The sequence below is a fragment of the Streptomyces sp. NPDC008238 genome, from assembly GCF_042956445.1.
GTDB lineage: Bacteria > Actinomycetota > Actinomycetes > Streptomycetales > Streptomycetaceae > Actinacidiphila.
Genome location: NZ_JBIBGK010000029.1, coordinates 62,805 through 78,075, shown reverse-complemented (window position 1 = coordinate 78,075; position 15,271 = coordinate 62,805). Strand labels below are relative to the sequence as shown.

Sequence of the window (15,271 nt, the reverse complement as noted above, 5' to 3'; positions counted from 1 at the left end):
CTACCCTGAATGGGGAGCAGCAAGCAACCGGCCAGGGACCGCGTGATGTCCGTGCTCGTGGGAACGTCGGGATGGCAGTACCGGGACTGGCGCGGCGTGCTGTACCCGCCCCAGGTGCCGCAGCGGCTGTGGCTGGAGGAGTACGCGCGCCGTTTCGGCACGGTCGAGAGCAACAACGCCTTCTACCGTCTGCCGTCGAGGGAGACCTTCGCCGGCTGGCGCGAGCACACGCCCGAGGGCTTCGTGATGGCGGTCAAGGCCAGCCGCTACCTGACCCACATGAAGCGGCTGCGCGATCCGGAGGAGCCGGTGCGGCGGCTGCTGACGCATGCGGAGGGGCTCGGGGACCGGCTGGGCCCGGTGCTGCTGCAGCTGCCGCCGAACCTGCGGGCCGACGCCCGGGTGCTGGAGACGTGCCTGCGCTGCTTCCCCGCGGACGTGCGGGTGGCCGTGGAACCGCGGCACGCCTCCTGGTGGACCCCCGAGATCCGCGCGCTCCTCAGGCGCCGCGGGGCGGCGCTGTGCTGGGCCGACCGGCGGGCGCGCCCCGTGACACCGTTGTGGCGCACCGCGGACTGGGGCTACGTACGCTTCCATGAGGGCATCGCCCGGCCGTGGCCCCGCTACGGGTCCCGGGCGCTGACCACCTGGGCGCACCGCATCGCGGACACCTGGCCGGAGGGCTCCGACGTGTTTGTGTACTTCAACAACGACCCCGGCGGGGCGGCCGTCCTGGACGCCGACGCCTTCCGTGACGCGGTCGGCCGGGTGCGGTCGTCGTGATCCGGCGCCGGGTCGTGGTGTCGGGCGACGTCCAGGGGGTGTACTTCCGGGACACCTGCCGTATGACGGCGGCCGGCACCGGTGTCGCCGGGTGGGTCCGCAACCGGCCGGACGGCACCGTCGAGGCGGTCTTCGAGGGGCCGTCCGGGGCGGTGGACGAGATGGTGGCGTGGTCGCACGAGGGGTCCCCGCTGTCCGTGGTGGACCGTGTGGAGGTCGTCGACGAGGAGCCCGAGGGGCTCACCGGTTTCGAGGTTCGCCCCACCCCGTGGCGCGACTGAGCACGCGACGAGGGCGTGCGGCCGCCGCCGGCGCCGTCAGCCGAGGTGCCGCAGGCCCTCGCGGTCGACCGGCGGCAGGTACTCGCGCACGAGGCTCCGCTCCCACCAGGCCCCGGTGGCGCGCAGGGTGCGCCGGTCGGTGAAGCGGTAGTGGTAGAGGCGGGCGCGGACGTACGTCGGCGGGGCGTCCGGGAAGGGGTTGCTGCGCAGCAGCCGGAGCGTGCGGGGGTCGTTCTCCAGGAGCTTGCCGACGAACGGGAGGAACCAGCTCCACGCGTACGCCGAGGAGATCCCGGCGAACCACATCATCCAGTCCAGCCGCAGGTGGTACGGGGCGAACTGGCGGGGCAGCCGGTGGCGGTCGGTGGGCTTGCCCTTGAAGCCGTACTCCTTCCACACGGCGCCGGGCCCGGGCTCGGCCGCGTCGGTGCCCTCGACGACGACCTCCAGGCGCATCCGGTTGATGCTGCCGAAGGCGCCGTAGGAGTTGACCAGGTGCAGCCGGTTGAAGGAGACGTTCATCATCTGGCCGCGGGAGAGCAGGTTGCGGGCGGGCCAGTAGCTGAGGACGGCGACCAGGGCGGTCGCGGCGATCACCAGGGCCGCGTACCAGGCGGGCGGCGGGACGGACGCCGCGGGCGGTGGCGCGGCGACCAGGGAGCCGTCGAGGGCGGCGACCGCGAGGACGATCGTCAGCCAGTTCAGCCAGGCGAAGTTGCCGGAGAGCACCAGCCACAGCTGGGTGACGATGACGACGCAGGCGGCGACGCTCGCCACCGGCTGCGGGGTGAACAGGGCGACGGGGACCACCAGCTGGGCGAAGTGGTTGGCGGCGGTCTCGGCCCGGTGCGCCCCGCGCGGCAGGTGGTGGAAGTACCAGCTGAGGGGGCCGGGCATGGGCTGCGTCTCGTGGTGGTAGTACAGGCAGGTCAGGTCGCGCCAGCAGGCGTCGCCGCGCATCTTGATCAGCCCGGCGCCGAACTCGACGCGGAAGAGCAGCCACCGCATCAGCCACAGGATCAGCACCGGCGGCCCGGTCTCGTCGTTGCCGAGGAACACCGCCAGGAAGCCCGCCTCCAGCAGCAGGGTCTCCCAGCCGAAGGCGTACCAGGTCTGGCCGACGTTCACGATCGACAGGTAGAGCAGCCACAGCGCCGCCCAGACCAGAATGGCGGCCCACAGCGGCACGAGGTCGGTGACGCCCGCCACGACGGCGGCGGACAGCGCGACGCCGCCCCAGGCGACGGCGGCGAAGAGGCGGTCGGAGTAGCGCAGGTGGAACAGGCTGGGCGCGTGGCGGAACGGCACGCGCCGCAGGAAGTCCGGGACGGGCAGCAGCCCGTGCTCGCCCATGAGGGCGCGGAACTGGTTGGCGGCGGCGAGGAAGCCGACCAGGTAGAGCACGCCCAGCCCGCGCTGGACGACGACGCGGCTCAGCCAGTAGTCGGGTGCCGTGAACCACTCCATGGCCGCTTCTCTAGTGCCCCGCCGGGGTGTCCGCGACCCGGCGGGACGATGGCGGGGCGAGGTTCATCCGATGGGACGCGGCTGGCACGCGCCACGCGTGGTGCGCGCTGGTGGTCCGCCACGCGTCATGCGCTGCTCGTGGTGCGCTACTCGTGGTCGGCGACGAGGGAGAGCAGCCCGCCCTCCGGGTCGCGGATGCCCGCCACCCTGCCGTAGGCGCTGTCCAGGGGTTCGCCGGTGACCTCGCCGCCCAGGTCCTTGGCGCGCCGGACGGCCTCGTCGACGTCGGCGACGGTGAAGAAGACGTGCCACCGCGGCCGGACCTTCGGGTCGGCCGCGGCCTCGACGCCCCCGCCGCGGATGCCCGCGACGCTGTGCCCGTCGACGTACAGCACGACGCGGTCGTTCTCCCACTCCACGACGTAGCGGGGGCCGCGCCGGTCCCAGTGGAAGACCTCGCCGTAGAACAGGGCCGCGGCGAAGGCGTCCCGGGTGCGCAGCTCGATCCACGAGGGGGCGCCGTGCATCCGCAGCTTGCGGGCGGGGCCGTGCTCGCCCTCCCAGATGCCGAAGGACGCGCCCATGGAGTCGGCGACCAGGGCCAGCCGCCCGGCGTCGAAGTCGAGCGGGCCGACGGCCACCGTGCCGCCGCGGTCGCGGATGTCGGAGGCCGTGGCGTCGGCGCTCTCCACCCCGAAGTACGTGGTCCAGGACACCGAGGTCTCCCAGTCCCGGGCGATGGCCCCGATGCCGGCGACCTCCGTGCCGTTCACCAGCGCGCGTTCGTACGGGCCCCAGCGTGAGGGCCCGGGTTCGAACTCCCAGCCGAGCAGTGGTCCGTAGAACGCCTTCGCCACGTCCAGGTCGCGTGCCATCAGGCTGACCCAGCACGGGGCGCCCGCCACACAGCAGATCTTCGCGGTGGACACGTACCGGCCTCCTTGTCCTGCCCCGTTCCCAGAATGGCGGCAGCGGGTCCTGGAGGCATCTTCGGCGGTCCGTCGTACGTACCGGTGGGCGGGCGCCACGTGCTGCGGCCCGGTGGGTCAGTGGCCGAACAGGTGCATGCCCCGGCGGCGGGCGGAGGGGGTGGGGGTCTGGGCGGCCGCCGTCTCGTCGTCGGTCCTGGCGGTGCCGGCGGCGGGGGCCGCGGTGCCGGCGGTGGTGGTGTCGGGCGCCTTCTCGGCGGCGCGGGCCCGGCGGCGCAGTCGGCGCAGCTCCGCGCGGCGGCTGCGTTCGCGTCCGGCGCCGGCCAGGGCGACCACCGAGGCCAGGCAGAACACCAGGGCGAGCGCGAGACCGGCGAGGAACGCGCCGAGGGTGTTGACGGTGGCGATGTCGGAGCCGAACAGCGTCACGGTGTAGTCGGGGCCTCCCCCGAGGTTCTCCGCGATCAGCAGTCCGGTGAAGGCGGCGGTCGCGCCCATGAGCACGAATCCCAGCAGCAGCATCGTGTCCTCCTCGATGTCGGGCGTGGTACGGGGCCCTCGTCCCGCGCCTACCCCTGGTACGGTCACGGATGCGTACGGCCGCGCTTGCGCAGGAAGCGCCGCAGCCGGGTGAGCGGCCAGGCGTTGACGACGTCGTCCGCGGTGAGCCAGCCCCGCTGGGCGGTGCCGACGCCGTAGCGCATGAAGTCCAGGTGGACGGTGGAGTGCGCGTCGCTGTCGACGGCGAACCGCACGCCGTGCCGGCGGGCCCGCAGGATCAGTTCGTCGCCGAGGTCGAGCCGGTCGGGCTGGGCGTTGACCTCGAGCGCGGTGCCGGTGCGGGCGCATGCGGCGAAGACCTCGTCGAGGTCGGCGTCGATGCCCGGGCGCCTGCCGAGCAGCCGGGTGGTGGGGTGGCCGATGATGTTGACGTACGGGTTCTCCGCGGCGCGCACCAGGCGCCGGGTGAGGGTGTCGCGGTCCTGGTTGAAGTGGGAGTGGATCGAGGCGACGCACAGGTCGAACCCGGCCAGGAACTCGTCCGGCCAGTCCAGACCCCCGTCGGGTCCGATGTTGAGTTCGGTGCCGTGCAGGACGCGCATGCCCCGGTGCGCGCGGTCCAGGCGGCGGACCTGCTCCCGCTGGGCGAGGATCTTCGCCTCGGTCATGCGCTGCATGTACAGGTCGGGCGCGTGGTCGGTGACCGCGTAGTAGGCGTAGCCGCGGGCGGCCGCCGCGGCCACCATCTCCTCCAGGCCGGCGAGGCCGTCCGTGAGGTCGGTGTGGGTGTGCAGGTCGCCGCGGACGTCGCCGGGGGCCAGCGGCTCGGGGAGCTCCCCCGCCAGGCCGGCCTGGATCTCACCCCGGTCCTCGCGCAGGGTGGGCGGTATCCAGGGCAGTCCGAGCCGGGCGTAGACCTCCTCCTCGGTCCGGGAGACGACCAGCTCGCCGGTCGCGGCGTCGAAGAGCCCGTACTCGGAGAGCTTGAGGCCGTGGTGGACGGCCATCTCGCGGGTGCGGATGTTGTGTGCCTTGGAGCCGGTGAAGTACTGCAGTGCGGCGCCCCAGGCGTCGGGCGGCACCACCCGCAGGTCGACCTGGAGGCCCTTGGTGGTGCGGATCGAGGTCTTCTTCTCGCCGCGCACGACGACCTCGGCGGTGGCGGGCATCCGGGTGAACGCGTCCATGAACCGCGCGGAGCGTTCGGCGGAGAGGAGGACGTCGACGTCCCCGACCGTCTCCCGCATGCGGCGCAGCGAGCCGGCGTACGCGCAGCGCTCGCAGCCGGGGAGCGCGGCGAGCTCGGCGACGACCTCCTCGGCGACCTGCGTGGCGACGTCCAGCGGGACCCGGCCGCCCGAGGACCGCAGCAGGGCGATGCCGTGCAGGATGTTCTCCTCGGTGCGGGCGCCGAATCCGGGCAGGTCGCGCAGGCGTTCGGCGTGGATGGCGTCGGCGAGTTCCTGCACCGAGGCAATGTGCAGCTCCTCGTAGAGCATCATGGCCCGCTTGGGGCCGAGGGTCGGGATCGCGGTCATCTCCCGCACGCCCGCGGGGATGCGGGCACGCAGTTCCTCGACGGCGGGGACGGTGCCGGTGCGCAGGTACTCGGTGACCTTCTCGGCGACGGACTTCCCCACGTTGGGGATCTTCCGCAGCTCCTTGTCGCCGAGCCGGGCGACGTCCTCGTGGTGGCCGCCGATGGCGCGGGCGGCCTTCTCGTAGGCGCGCGCCTTGAACGCGTCTCCGCCGGTGATCTGGATGAGGTCGGCGTACTCACTGAGCAGGGCTTCGACCTCGTCGTTGGCCCTGGCCATGTACGGCCCCTTCCCGGGGCGCGCCGCGGCCTAACGCCCCCGGCCGTGCTTCCCCTCGCGGCCCGACGGGCGATGGGGCACCGTGGAGGGGCGGCGGAACCGCCGGTCCCACCGATCAGGGAGGCCCCATGACCGACCACACGTACCGGGTGACCGAGATCGTCGGCTCGTCCGGCGAGAGCCTGGACGCCGCCATCCGCAACGGGCTCAGCCGCGCCTCGGAGACCCTGCGCAACCTCGACTGGTTCGAGGTGACGCAGATCCGCGGCCACCTGGAGGACGGACAGGTCGGGCACTACCAGGTCGGGCTGAAGGTCGGTTTCAGGATCGAGGAGAACGGCTGAGCGACTGTCGTACCCGTCGGGCAGCATGGGCCCCACCGGTGCGGGCACCGGGCGGGCCACTTCGACGGAGGCACACATGGTCGCGTTCCAGCTCACGATCGACTGCGCGGATCCGGAGGCGCAGGCGCGCTTCTGGGCGGGCGCGCTGCGCTACCGCCTCGAGGACGCGCCGGGCGGCTTCGCCACCTGGCGCGCGTACTGGCTATCAGTCGGTGTGTCCGAGGAGGAGCTCGGCGAGGGCGACTGCTGCGACTCCATCGTGGACCCGGAGGGCGGCGGCCCCCGGATCTGGTTCCAGCACGTGCCCGAGGGCAAGGTGGTCAAGAACCGGCTCCACCTCGACGTCAAGGTGGGCGGCGAGCGGGCCGAGGTGCCCCTGGAGACCCGCAGGGAGCGGGTCGAGGCCGAGGTCGGCCGGCTGGTCGCGGCGGGCGCCGAACGGCTCCGTGTGCTCGCCCAACCGGGCGTGGACCACTACGGCGTGGTGATGCGCGACCCGGAGGGCAACGAGTTCTGCGTGGCGTAGCGGCCGGTCCGTGGTCCGCCGCACATCGCCTTGCCTGCCCCAAATGGCCCACTTACGCTCGGAATGACGGGGTGGCGCCGTGGCGCCGACCGCCGCGACCAGCACCGGATCCCGCCGGGAAGAGGGGCAGTGGCATGCCTGCGACCAAGAAGATTCTGGTCATCGTGACGAACGTCGACGAGTACGAGAAGGTCGGCATGCGGACCGGGTTGTGGCTCGGGGAACTCACGCACTTCTGGGACGTGGTGGAGCAGGACGGCTACACCATGGACATCGCCAGCCCGGCCGGCGGCAAGGTCCCCCTCGACCCGGAGAGCCTCTCCCATGAGGTGCTGGAGGAGCTCGGCACCGGCGGGCACTACGCCGACCGCGAGTACATGGACCTCCTCGAGGACACGTTGCCGATCGCGCGGGTGGACCTCGAGGACTACGACGCGATCTACCTCACCGGCGGCCACGGCGTGATGTTCGACTTCCCGCAGAGCCGGGAACTGGAGGAGCTGACGGCCCGGTTCTACGAGTCGGGCCGGATCGTCTCCTCGGTCTGCCACGGCGCGACGGGGCTGCTCAACGTGACGCTGAGCGGCGGTGAACCGCTGGTCCGCGGCAGGCGGGTGACCGGTTTCTCCTGGCCCGAGGAGGAACTCGCGCACCGGGCCGGGGCGGTGCCGTACAGCCTCCAGGACGAGTTGCGCAAGCGCGGCGCCGACTACTCCACGGCCAGGCGGCCGTTCGACACCTACGTCGTCGAGGACGGCCGGCTGATCACCGGCCAGAACCCGGGCAGCGCCCGCGCGGTGGCGGAGGCGGTCGTCCGGCAACTGGCGGACGCCTGAGGCGGGAAGTCGTCCTCGTGGTGGGCTGCCCGGACCGTCACGCGGCCCGGGGTCCGGACCCTCCGACGGCACGGCGGGGCCGGGCGGCGCCGGTCAGGGGCGGGCCGGGGCGGCGATCCGCAGGAAGGGGACGAGCGCCCCGGCCGCGAGCACGGCGAGGACCGTGAACACCAGGCGTGGGCCGCCGAGTTCGGCGAGCCCTCCGGCGAGGGCCGCGCCGAGCGGCATGGCGCCCCAGCTGAAGAGCCGGCTGACCGCGCTGTAGCGGCCCATCATCCGCTCCGGAACGATGTCCTGGGCGATGGTGCGGGCGTTGACGGCCCACAGGGTGCCGCCCATGCCGCCGAGGAAAGCGCCGACGGCCACCGGCCAGAGGGCCGTGGTCAGCGCGGGCAGGGCCATCATCGCGGCGGTCCCGGCGATGTCGGCGGACATCGCGCCGCGGCGGCCCAGCAGCCGGTTGACCCGGCCGACGGTGAGCGCGCCGGTCAGCCCGCCCATGCCGAGGGCGCTCAGCAGGAGTCCGTACCGCCCGGCGTCCAGGCCCATGGCGTGGGTCGCGTACAGGGGCATCAGCGCCAGCCAGGCGCCCCAGCAGGCGCACAGCACGGTGAGGACCAGCGAAAGGGTTCGCAGGAGGTCGTGCCGCCACAGGTGGCGCAGCCCCTCGGCGATCTGGGTGCGGACGGCGGCCGGGGCGCGGTCCGCCGCAGCGGCCGCGCCGTGCGCCCCGGCCACCCGCCCGGCGAGCAGGAACAGGGCCAGGGAGGCGAGGGCGTACGCCGCCCAGGTGGCGCCGAGCGCGAAACCGGTGCCGACGGCGATCAGCAGGCCTCCGACGAGGGGGCCGCAGAACTCGTTGCAGACGGTCTCGGCGCCGGTGATCCACGCGTTGGCGCGTTCCCGCCCGGCCGGCGGCACCACGGACGGCACGAGCGCCGCCTCCGCCGTCAGCGCCACCACCTCCGCGACGCCGAGGACGGCACCGGCGACGCAGAGCACTCCGATGCCGGGCCCGCCCCCGGCCGCCGCCACGGCGAGGGCGGCCACGGCGGCCATCCGCACGGCGCCCGCGACCCACAGCAGGCCGCGGCGGTCACGCCGGTCGACCAGGACGCCCACGGGGAGGGCGACCAGCAGCCAGGGCAGGGTGAGGGTCAGGGAGACCGCCGTGACCTGCAGCGGTGAGCCGGAGGCCCGCACCGCGAGGAGGGGCAGCGCCATCTTGGTCACGCCGTCGGCGAGGTTGGTGACGGCGGTGAAGCCGACCAGCACGGCCGTGTTGCGGGTGCCGCGGAAATCCGTCGGTGACGGGCTCGCGGACGCGGTCGTGGTCGTCGTCGTGGCCGCCGGGGCGGCGCCGTCCTTCATCGGCGTGGCGTGGGCCCGCTCCCCCATGTGAACTCCCCTGCGCTAACCGGCTATTAGCTTCACTGGTCATTCTAACCGCCGATCGCGATAGGCGGTAGACTCCGTGACGACAGGAGGTGCCCCGTGCTCGAACCCCCGCCCGCCGCCGTCCTGGTGGAGGCCTTCGCCAACACCGTCGACCTCGACCTCGGCACGGACGACCTGGCCGCGCCGGAGCAGGTGTCCGCCTTCCTCGCCGCCCACGGCCTGCTCGACGCGGGCACGCCGGTCACGCCCGGCGAGCACGACCGCGCCCTGCGGCTGCGGGCCGGCCTCCGTGAGGCGCTGGGCGCCAACGTCGGCGACACCCCCGACCCCGGGGCGGTCGCGGCCGCGGACGAGGTGCTGCGAGGGCTGCCCCTACTCGTCGCGGTCGGCGGGGACGGTCCCGTACTGTCCCCCGGGCCGGGGCTCGCGCCCGCGGAAGCGGCGCTCGCCCGCATCGCCCTGGCCTGGAGCGCGCTGGTGACCACCGGTGACGCCGCGCGCCTCAAGCGCTGCGCCGAGCACAGCTGCGGCTGGGTCTTCTGGGACGTCTCCAAGAACCGCAGCCGGCGCTGGTGCTCGATGCGCGTGTGCGGCAACCGCAACAAGGCACGGGCGTACGCCGCACGGCAGCGGTAGCCGCGCCCGCCGCGGCATGATCCCGGTTGCGGGTCGTTGACGGGCGAAACAGCATGAAAGGGAGACCGATCTGGAGGTGGACCGGTGTCCTCACATGTTTCGGCGAACACCGCGGCCGAGTCCGGCGTGCTGCCGGAGCGCGGCCCCGGCCCCGGCCCGGTCACCCTGCACGTCAACGGGGAGCGGCGGGCGGTGGACATCGAGCCCCGGGTGAGCCTGCTCGACGCGCTCCGTGAGCACCTCCGTCTGACCGGCGCCAAGAAGGGCTGCGACCAGGGCACCTGCGGGGCCTGCACGGTGCTGGTGGACGGGCGCCGCGTGCTGGGCTGCCTGACGCTCGCCGTCACGTGCGAGGGCCACGAGGTCACCACCGTCGAGGGCCTGGCCCGGGAGGGCCGGCTCGACCCGATGCAGGAGGCGTTCATCGCGCACGACGCCTTCCAGTGCGGCTACTGCACCCCGGGCCAGATCATGTCGGCGGTGGCTCTGCTGCGGGAGGGGCACGCCGCGGACGACGCGGAGATCAAGGAGTGGATGAGCGGCAACATCTGCCGCTGTGCCGCGTACCCCAACATCCGTGCGGCGATCCGCGCGGTCCGCGACGCGGACCCCGGTGCCGCCCCCGGAACCGGCAGCGGAGCGTGAGATCGTGCGGCCCATCACCTACACCCGCGCCACGGGCACGGCGGACGCGATCGCGGCCGTCACCGCGGACCCGCAGAGCCACTTCCTGGCCGGCGGCACCACGGAGGTCGACCTGCTGCGGCAGAACGTGCTCGCGCCGCGCCGGCTCGTCGACATCAACGACCTCCCCCTGACCGGCGTGGAGGGCATGCCCGACGGTTCGCTGCGGATCGGCGCGCTGGCCCGGATGAGCCAGGTCGCCGAAGCGGCCGTCGTACGGGAGCGCTTCCCGCTCGTCGCGCAGGCCCTGGAACTCGGGGCCTCGGCCCAGCTGCGCAACATGGCCTCCATGGGCGGCAACATGATGCAGCGGGTGCGGTGCGGCTACTTCCGCGACACCTCGTCGCCCTGCAACAAGCGCGTGCCGGGCAGCGGTTGCTCGGCGATCGAGGGGACGAGCCGCGGGCACGCCGTCCTCGGCACGAGCGCGCACTGCATCGCCACCCACCCCTCGGACGTCGCCGTGGCGCTCGCGGCGCTGGACGCGCGGATCAGGACCCAGGGGCCGGGCGGTGAACGCTCCTACTCCTTCGACGAGTTCTTCCTGCTGCCCGGTGACGCCCCGGACCGGGAGCACCCGCTGGAGCACGGCGAGCTGATCACCGTGATCGAGGTGCCCTCGGTGCCGATCGCCCGCCACTCCACGTACCTGAAGGTCCGCGACCGCGAGTCGTACGAGTTCGCCCTGGTCTCGGTGGCGGCCGCGCTGGCGCTGGCGGACGGGCTGGTGCTGGACGTCCGCCTCGCGCTCGGCGGGGTGGGCACCCGGCCCTGGCGGGCGGAGCGCGCCGAGGAGTTCCTGCTCGGGGCGCCGGCGATCCCGCAGAACTTCCGCGAGGCCGCCCGCGTCGAGATGGCGGCGGCACGCCCCACGCAGATGAACGCCTTCAAGGTCGAACTCGCCTGCCGGACCGTGGTCCGCGCGCTCGAGACCCTCACCGGGAGCCCGTCGTGACCCCGGCCGTCGGACAGCCCATGCACCGGGTCGACGGACGCCCCAAGGTCACCGGCTCGGCCCGGTACTCGGCGGAGATCCCGCTGCCCGGCATGGCGTACGCCGCGCTCGTCGGGGCCCACATCGCCGGCGGGCGGATCACCTCGATCGACACCGGCGAGGCCGAGGCCGCCGAGGGGGTCCTCGCGGTCCTCACCCACGAGAACACCCCGCCCATCGCGGCGCAGCCGCCGCTGATCCCCTCCCTTGCGGGGACGGCGGCCCCCGGCCAGACCTTCTTCCCGCTGCAGGACGACGTCGTCCACTATGCGGGCCAGCACATCGCCGTCGTCGTCGCCGACACCCACGAACGGGCCCAGCACGCGGCGAGCCTGCTGCACGTGCGGTACGCGGAGGAGCCCCCGGTCACCACCCTCGACCAGGGCCGCGACCTGGCCCACGTCCCCGAGACGATCTTCGGCGGCTTCATGCCGGGGCGCATGGCCCGGGGCGACCTGCGGCAGGGGCTCGACGAGGCCGACGTACGGCTGGACCTCACCTTCACGTACGCCGCGAACAACCACAACCCCATCGAGCCGCCGGCGACCACCGCCTCCTGGGAGGGCGACCGGCTCACCCTCTGGGACGCCACGCAGGGCATCACCTCCACCCAGCAGACGGTCGCCGCGCTGCTCGGCCTGCCGGTCTCCCGCGTGCGCGTCATCGGGCACTACACGGGCGGCAGTTTCGGCGGCAAGGCGATGATCTGGCACCACCCGGCGCTCGCCGCGATCGCGGCCCGGCTGGTGGACCGCCCGGTGAAGCTGGCGCTGACCCGCGAGCAGATGTTCACCTCGATGGGGCACCGCGAGGAGCAGGAGCAGACGATCACGCTCGGCGCGACCGGGGACGGGCGGCTCACCGCGCTGCGCCACCACAAGCTCTCCCCCACCTCGCACTTCGACGAGTGGGCCGAACCCTCCCTCGGCGTCGCCTCGCAGATCTACGGATGCCCCCACTACGAGGGCGAGTACCGGGTGTTCCCCGCGAACACCATGACGCCGACCTTCATGCGCGCCCCCGGCGAGGCCTCGGGCATGTTCGCCATGGAGTGCGCGATGGACGAGCTGGCCGAGCACCTCGGGATCGACCCGCTGGAACTGCGGCTGCGCAACATCACGGCGACCGACCCCTCGACGGGTGACCCGTGGTCGAGCTGGGGGCTGGAGGAGTGCTACCGCCGCGGCGCGGAGCGCTTCGGCTGGGCCGGCCGTGACCCGCGGCCGCGCTCCCGTCGCGAGGGGCACTGGCTGATCGGTACGGGCATGGCCAGCGCCGGCTACCCCGTCGCCCAGCCCGTCACGCCGCAGCGGGCCCGCGCCCGCCTGTACGCCGACGGCACGGCGCTGGTGCAGGCGGCCACCCCCGACTTCGGCACCGGCGTGGCCACGGCCATGACGCAGGTCGCCGCCGACGCCCTCGGCCTGCCGGCCGAGCGGTGCCGCTTCGAGAACGGCGACACGGCCTTCCCGCAGATCGCCGCCGCCGTCGGCTCGTCCGGCGCCGGCATGATCAGCGCGGCCGTCCACACGGCGGCCACGGCCCTGCGCGACGCGCTCGTGGCGCGGGCGGTCGCCGACGCCGAGTCGCCGCTGCGCGGGGCGGCCCCCGGGGCCGTGGAACTCCGGGACGGGCGCATGGTGCTCCGGGACGACCCGGACACCGGCGAGACCTACGCAGAAATGATGCACCGCCAGTTCCTGCCCGACATCGAGGCACTGGGCTCCTGGACCCCCGACGCCGGCGCGAACGGCCACGCCCTGATGACCTTCGGCGCCCAGTTCGCCGAGGTCGCCGTCGACGCCGACCTCGGCCTCGTCCGGGTCCGCCGCATGGTCGGCGCCTTTGCGCCCGGGCGGGTCCTCAACCCCCAGACCGCCCGCAGCCAGCTGATGGGCGGCATGATCTGGGGCCTGGGCCAGGCCCTCCTCGAGGCCAACCACATGGAGCCCCGCACCGGCCGCTGGGCGGCCTCCAGCCTCGGCGACTACCTGGTGGCCGTCAACGCGGACGTGCCGGACGTCGACGTCGAACTCGTCGAGGTCGAGGACACCGTCGTCAATCCCCTCGGCGTCAAGGGCGTCGGCGAGATCGGCCAGGTCGGCGCCGGCGCCGCCATCGCCAACGCCGTCCACCACGCCACGGGCCGCCGCGTCCGCAAGATGCCGATCACCATCGAGGACCTGCTCTAGGCACCGCCCCCTCGGGGCCGTCTCAGGGGCCCGGGGCGCGGCGGCGGAGACGGCGGCGGCGGAGGTGGCGGGCGGTCAGGGCGGCGGCGAGGAGGGCCACGGCGATCAGGGCGTAGAGCTGGAAGCGGGTGAACCAGGCGTAGAGGGAGCCGAGGCGGGTGCCGGCGGCGTAGGCGAGGGCCGACCAGGCGCCGACCCAGAGCACCGCCCCGAGGGTGTTGCAGAGCAGGAAGCGCCACCAGGGCATGCCCGCGGTACCGGCGATGATGCCGTTGGTCTGGCGCAGGACGTCGACGAAGCGGGCGAGCAGGACGACGAGGTCGCCGCGGCGGGCGAAGAACTCCTCGCCGCGCAGGAAGCGTTCGGGGGTGAGCAGGACGTAGCGGCCCCAGCGGTGGACGAAGGCGCGGCCGCCGCTGCGGCCGATGAGGTAGCCCAGGCAGTCGCCCGCGACGGCCGCGGCGACGGCGACCGCGACGACGCCGGCGATGTCCATGCGCCCGGTGCCCGCGTAGGCGGCCGCGACGACCAGGACGGTGTGACCGGGCACGGGGATGCCGCCGTTGTCGAGGAGCACGAGGACGCCGACCGCCAGGTAGCCCCAGTCGTCGAGGAGGGGGGCCAGGTGCGCGAGGGGTCCGGGGAGGGGCGGCGGGACGTCGGCCGGGGCCACGGGCTCAGCCCGCGGCCGGGTCACGCGGGCCGCCGGCAAGCGTGAGGTTGTCGCCGGTGACCGGGTCGAAGAGCTGCGCCTGCGCGGTGTCCAGCCACAGTGACAGCCGCTCGCCCTCGCGGGCCCGGGTCCTGGGGGACACCCGGGCGACGATCTCGGGGCCGCCGGCTCCGGTGTCCGCCAGGCCGGAGTCGGCGGCGAGCTCGGCCAGTTGCCCGGCGGCCGCCGCGCCGCCCTCCTGGGCGAGGTGGACGTAGACGTCGGAGCCGAGGGACTCCCGGACGTCGACGGTGACGATGAGGACGGCGCCGCCGCGGTCCGGGCCGACGAGCGCGGCGTCCTCGAAGTGCTCGGGCCGGAAGCCCGCGACGACCTCGCGCGGTGCGTCACGGCGTGCCAGGGCGGCGCGCAGGCGGTCGTCGAGCGGCAGGTCGCCGAGCGGGGTGCGCAACCGGTCCTCCTCCACCGCGGCGGGCAGGAAGTTCATCGCGGGCGAGCCGATGAACCCCGCGACGAAGAGGTTGCGCGGCCGGTCGTACAGCTCCTGCGGCGAACCGGTCTGCTGGACGACGCCGCCGCGCATGACGACCACGCGGTCGCCGAGGGTCATGGCCTCGGTCTGGTCGTGCGTGACGTACACCGTGGTGGTGCCCAGGCGCCGCTGCAGCCGGGCGATCTGGGTGCGCATCTGGACCCGCAGCTTGGCGTCGAGGTTGGACAGCGGCTCGTCCATCAGGAAGGCCTTGGGTTCGCGGACGATCGCGCGGCCCATCGCGACGCGCTGGCGCTGCCCGCCGGAGAGGTTGGCCGGTTTGCGGTCGAGGTGGCCGGTGAGGTCGAGGACACGGGCCGCCTCCTCGACCTTCTCGCGGATGACGGCCTTGTCCACGCCGGCCAGCCGCAGGGCGAAGCCCATGTTCTGACGGACGGTCATGTGGGGGTAGAGGGCGTAGCTCTGGAAGACCATGGCGATGTCGCGGTCCTTGGGGGCCTTGTCGTTGACGACCCGGCCGCCGATGCGGAGGGTGCCCTCGGTGATGTCCTCCAGCCCGGCGATCATGTTGAGCGTGGTGGACTTCCCGCAGCCGGACGGCCCCACGAGGATCACGAACTCGCCGTCCGCGATGGCGAGGCTGACGTCGCGGACGGCGACCGCGCCGTCGGGGTAGCGCTTGGTGACGCCCTCGAGGGTGATCTCGGCCATGTGCGG

General features: G+C 73.7%; 16 protein-coding genes. 9 read left to right on the top strand and 7 right to left on the bottom strand.

The annotated features are described in order from the left end of the window. Positions 1-45: 45 nt before the first annotated feature. Positions 46-783 (top strand): DUF72 domain-containing protein, encoded by a 738-nt coding sequence (locus tag ACFZAU_RS35620; protein WP_499603219.1) that lies wholly within the window; start codon positions 46-48, stop codon positions 781-783. Beyond that, a complete protein-coding gene (locus tag ACFZAU_RS35615; RefSeq protein ID WP_500555604.1) occupies positions 780-1,064 on the top strand; it encodes an acylphosphatase in 285 nt (94 codons plus the stop codon). Before ACFZAU_RS35620 ends, ACFZAU_RS35615 begins: the two co-directional genes overlap by 4 nt. A 36-nt stretch (positions 1,065-1,100) precedes the next feature. Here the strand turns inward: ACFZAU_RS35615 and ACFZAU_RS35610 are convergent, their stop codons facing one another. The 4 genes from ACFZAU_RS35610 to polX form a co-directional block, all read right to left on the bottom strand. Next, positions 1,101-2,531: a lipase maturation factor family protein gene (locus ACFZAU_RS35610; RefSeq protein WP_500555603.1), complete on the bottom strand. Its 1,431-nt coding sequence runs from the start codon at positions 2,529-2,531 to the stop codon at positions 1,101-1,103. A gap of 146 nt (positions 2,532-2,677) precedes the next feature. Further along, positions 2,678-3,460 (bottom strand): VOC family protein, encoded by a 783-nt coding sequence (locus ACFZAU_RS35605; protein WP_499515369.1) that lies wholly within the window; start codon positions 3,458-3,460, stop codon positions 2,678-2,680. A gap of 117 nt (positions 3,461-3,577) precedes the next feature. Continuing rightward, on the bottom strand, positions 3,578-3,982 hold the full coding sequence (locus tag ACFZAU_RS35600) for a hypothetical protein (RefSeq protein ID WP_500555602.1): 405 nt from the start codon (positions 3,980-3,982) through the stop codon (positions 3,578-3,580). 62 nt (positions 3,983-4,044) lie between these two features. After that, a complete protein-coding gene (gene polX, locus ACFZAU_RS35595) occupies positions 4,045-5,778 on the bottom strand; it encodes a DNA polymerase/3'-5' exonuclease PolX (protein WP_500555601.1) in 1,734 nt (577 codons plus the stop codon). Between the two features lie 128 nt (positions 5,779-5,906). Between polX and ACFZAU_RS35590 the strand changes: the two genes are divergently transcribed. The 3 genes from ACFZAU_RS35590 to ACFZAU_RS35580 all read left to right on the top strand — a co-directional run bounded on the left by ACFZAU_RS35590 (position 5,907) and on the right by ACFZAU_RS35580 (position 7,484). Next, positions 5,907-6,122: a dodecin gene (locus tag ACFZAU_RS35590; RefSeq protein ID WP_499603224.1), complete on the top strand. Its 216-nt coding sequence runs from the start codon at positions 5,907-5,909 to the stop codon at positions 6,120-6,122. Positions 6,123-6,198: 76 nt separating this feature from the next. Next, complete coding sequence (locus ACFZAU_RS35585) at positions 6,199-6,648, top strand: VOC family protein (RefSeq protein WP_500555600.1); 450 nt, start codon at positions 6,199-6,201, stop codon at positions 6,646-6,648. A gap of 134 nt (positions 6,649-6,782) precedes the next feature. Further along, complete coding sequence (locus ACFZAU_RS35580; RefSeq protein ID WP_500463313.1) at positions 6,783-7,484, top strand: type 1 glutamine amidotransferase domain-containing protein; 702 nt, start codon at positions 6,783-6,785, stop codon at positions 7,482-7,484. A gap of 93 nt (positions 7,485-7,577) precedes the next feature. On the opposite strand, the gene ACFZAU_RS35575 is transcribed toward ACFZAU_RS35580, so the two are convergent. Next, positions 7,578-8,882: an MFS transporter gene (locus ACFZAU_RS35575; RefSeq protein ID WP_500555599.1), complete on the bottom strand. Its 1,305-nt coding sequence runs from the start codon at positions 8,880-8,882 to the stop codon at positions 7,578-7,580. 96 nt (positions 8,883-8,978) lie between these two features. Between ACFZAU_RS35575 and ACFZAU_RS35570 the strand changes: the two genes are divergently transcribed. From ACFZAU_RS35570 to ACFZAU_RS35555, 4 genes are all read left to right on the top strand, one after another. After that, the gene (locus tag ACFZAU_RS35570) at positions 8,979-9,518 is read left to right on the top strand and encodes a CGNR zinc finger domain-containing protein (RefSeq protein ID WP_500555598.1); all 540 of its coding nucleotides are present in this window, start codon (positions 8,979-8,981) and stop codon (positions 9,516-9,518) included. Positions 9,519-9,602: 84 nt separating this feature from the next. Continuing rightward, entirely contained in the window at positions 9,603-10,163 is a 561-nt protein-coding gene (locus ACFZAU_RS35565; protein WP_499603228.1) for a (2Fe-2S)-binding protein, read from the top strand. A gap of 4 nt (positions 10,164-10,167) precedes the next feature. After that, positions 10,168-11,157, top strand: coding sequence for an FAD binding domain-containing protein (locus tag ACFZAU_RS35560; RefSeq protein ID WP_500463316.1), 990 nt, complete (start codon positions 10,168-10,170; stop codon positions 11,155-11,157). Then, a complete protein-coding gene (locus ACFZAU_RS35555; protein WP_500555597.1) occupies positions 11,154-13,388 on the top strand; it encodes a xanthine dehydrogenase family protein molybdopterin-binding subunit in 2,235 nt (744 codons plus the stop codon). The genes ACFZAU_RS35560 and ACFZAU_RS35555 overlap by 4 nt, the downstream gene beginning before the upstream one ends. 22 nt (positions 13,389-13,410) lie before the next feature. Here ACFZAU_RS35555 and ACFZAU_RS35550 read toward each other — a convergent pair whose 3' ends face one another. Together ACFZAU_RS35550 and ACFZAU_RS35545 are read right to left on the bottom strand one after the other, a co-directional pair. Continuing rightward, positions 13,411-14,061, bottom strand: coding sequence for a DedA family protein (locus tag ACFZAU_RS35550; protein WP_500555596.1), 651 nt, complete (start codon positions 14,059-14,061; stop codon positions 13,411-13,413). A 4-nt stretch (positions 14,062-14,065) separates the two neighbouring features. Beyond that, positions 14,066-15,265, bottom strand: coding sequence for an ABC transporter ATP-binding protein (locus ACFZAU_RS35545; protein WP_500555595.1), 1,200 nt, complete (start codon positions 15,263-15,265; stop codon positions 14,066-14,068). Between the last annotated feature and the right edge of the window lie 6 nt (positions 15,266-15,271).

Coding starts and splice junctions, on each gene's coding strand:
- ACFZAU_RS35620 (WP_499603219.1), top strand. CDS start 46: ATGTCCGTGCTCGTGGGAACGTCGGGATGGCAGTACCGGGACTGGCGC.
- ACFZAU_RS35610 (WP_500555603.1), bottom strand. CDS start 2,531: ATGGAGTGGTTCACGGCACCCGACTACTGGCTGAGCCGCGTCGTCGTC.
- ACFZAU_RS35600 (WP_500555602.1), bottom strand. CDS start 3,982: ATGCTGCTGCTGGGATTCGTGCTCATGGGCGCGACCGCCGCCTTCACC.
- polX (WP_500555601.1), bottom strand. CDS start 5,778: ATGGCCAGGGCCAACGACGAGGTCGAAGCCCTGCTCAGTGAGTACGCC.
- ACFZAU_RS35590 (WP_499603224.1), top strand. CDS start 5,907: ATGACCGACCACACGTACCGGGTGACCGAGATCGTCGGCTCGTCCGGC.
- ACFZAU_RS35585 (WP_500555600.1), top strand. CDS start 6,199: ATGGTCGCGTTCCAGCTCACGATCGACTGCGCGGATCCGGAGGCGCAG.
- ACFZAU_RS35580 (WP_500463313.1), top strand. CDS start 6,783: ATGCCTGCGACCAAGAAGATTCTGGTCATCGTGACGAACGTCGACGAG.
- ACFZAU_RS35575 (WP_500555599.1), bottom strand. CDS start 8,882: ATGGGGGAGCGGGCCCACGCCACGCCGATGAAGGACGGCGCCGCCCCG.
- ACFZAU_RS35545 (WP_500555595.1), bottom strand. CDS start 15,265: ATGGCCGAGATCACCCTCGAGGGCGTCACCAAGCGCTACCCCGACGGC.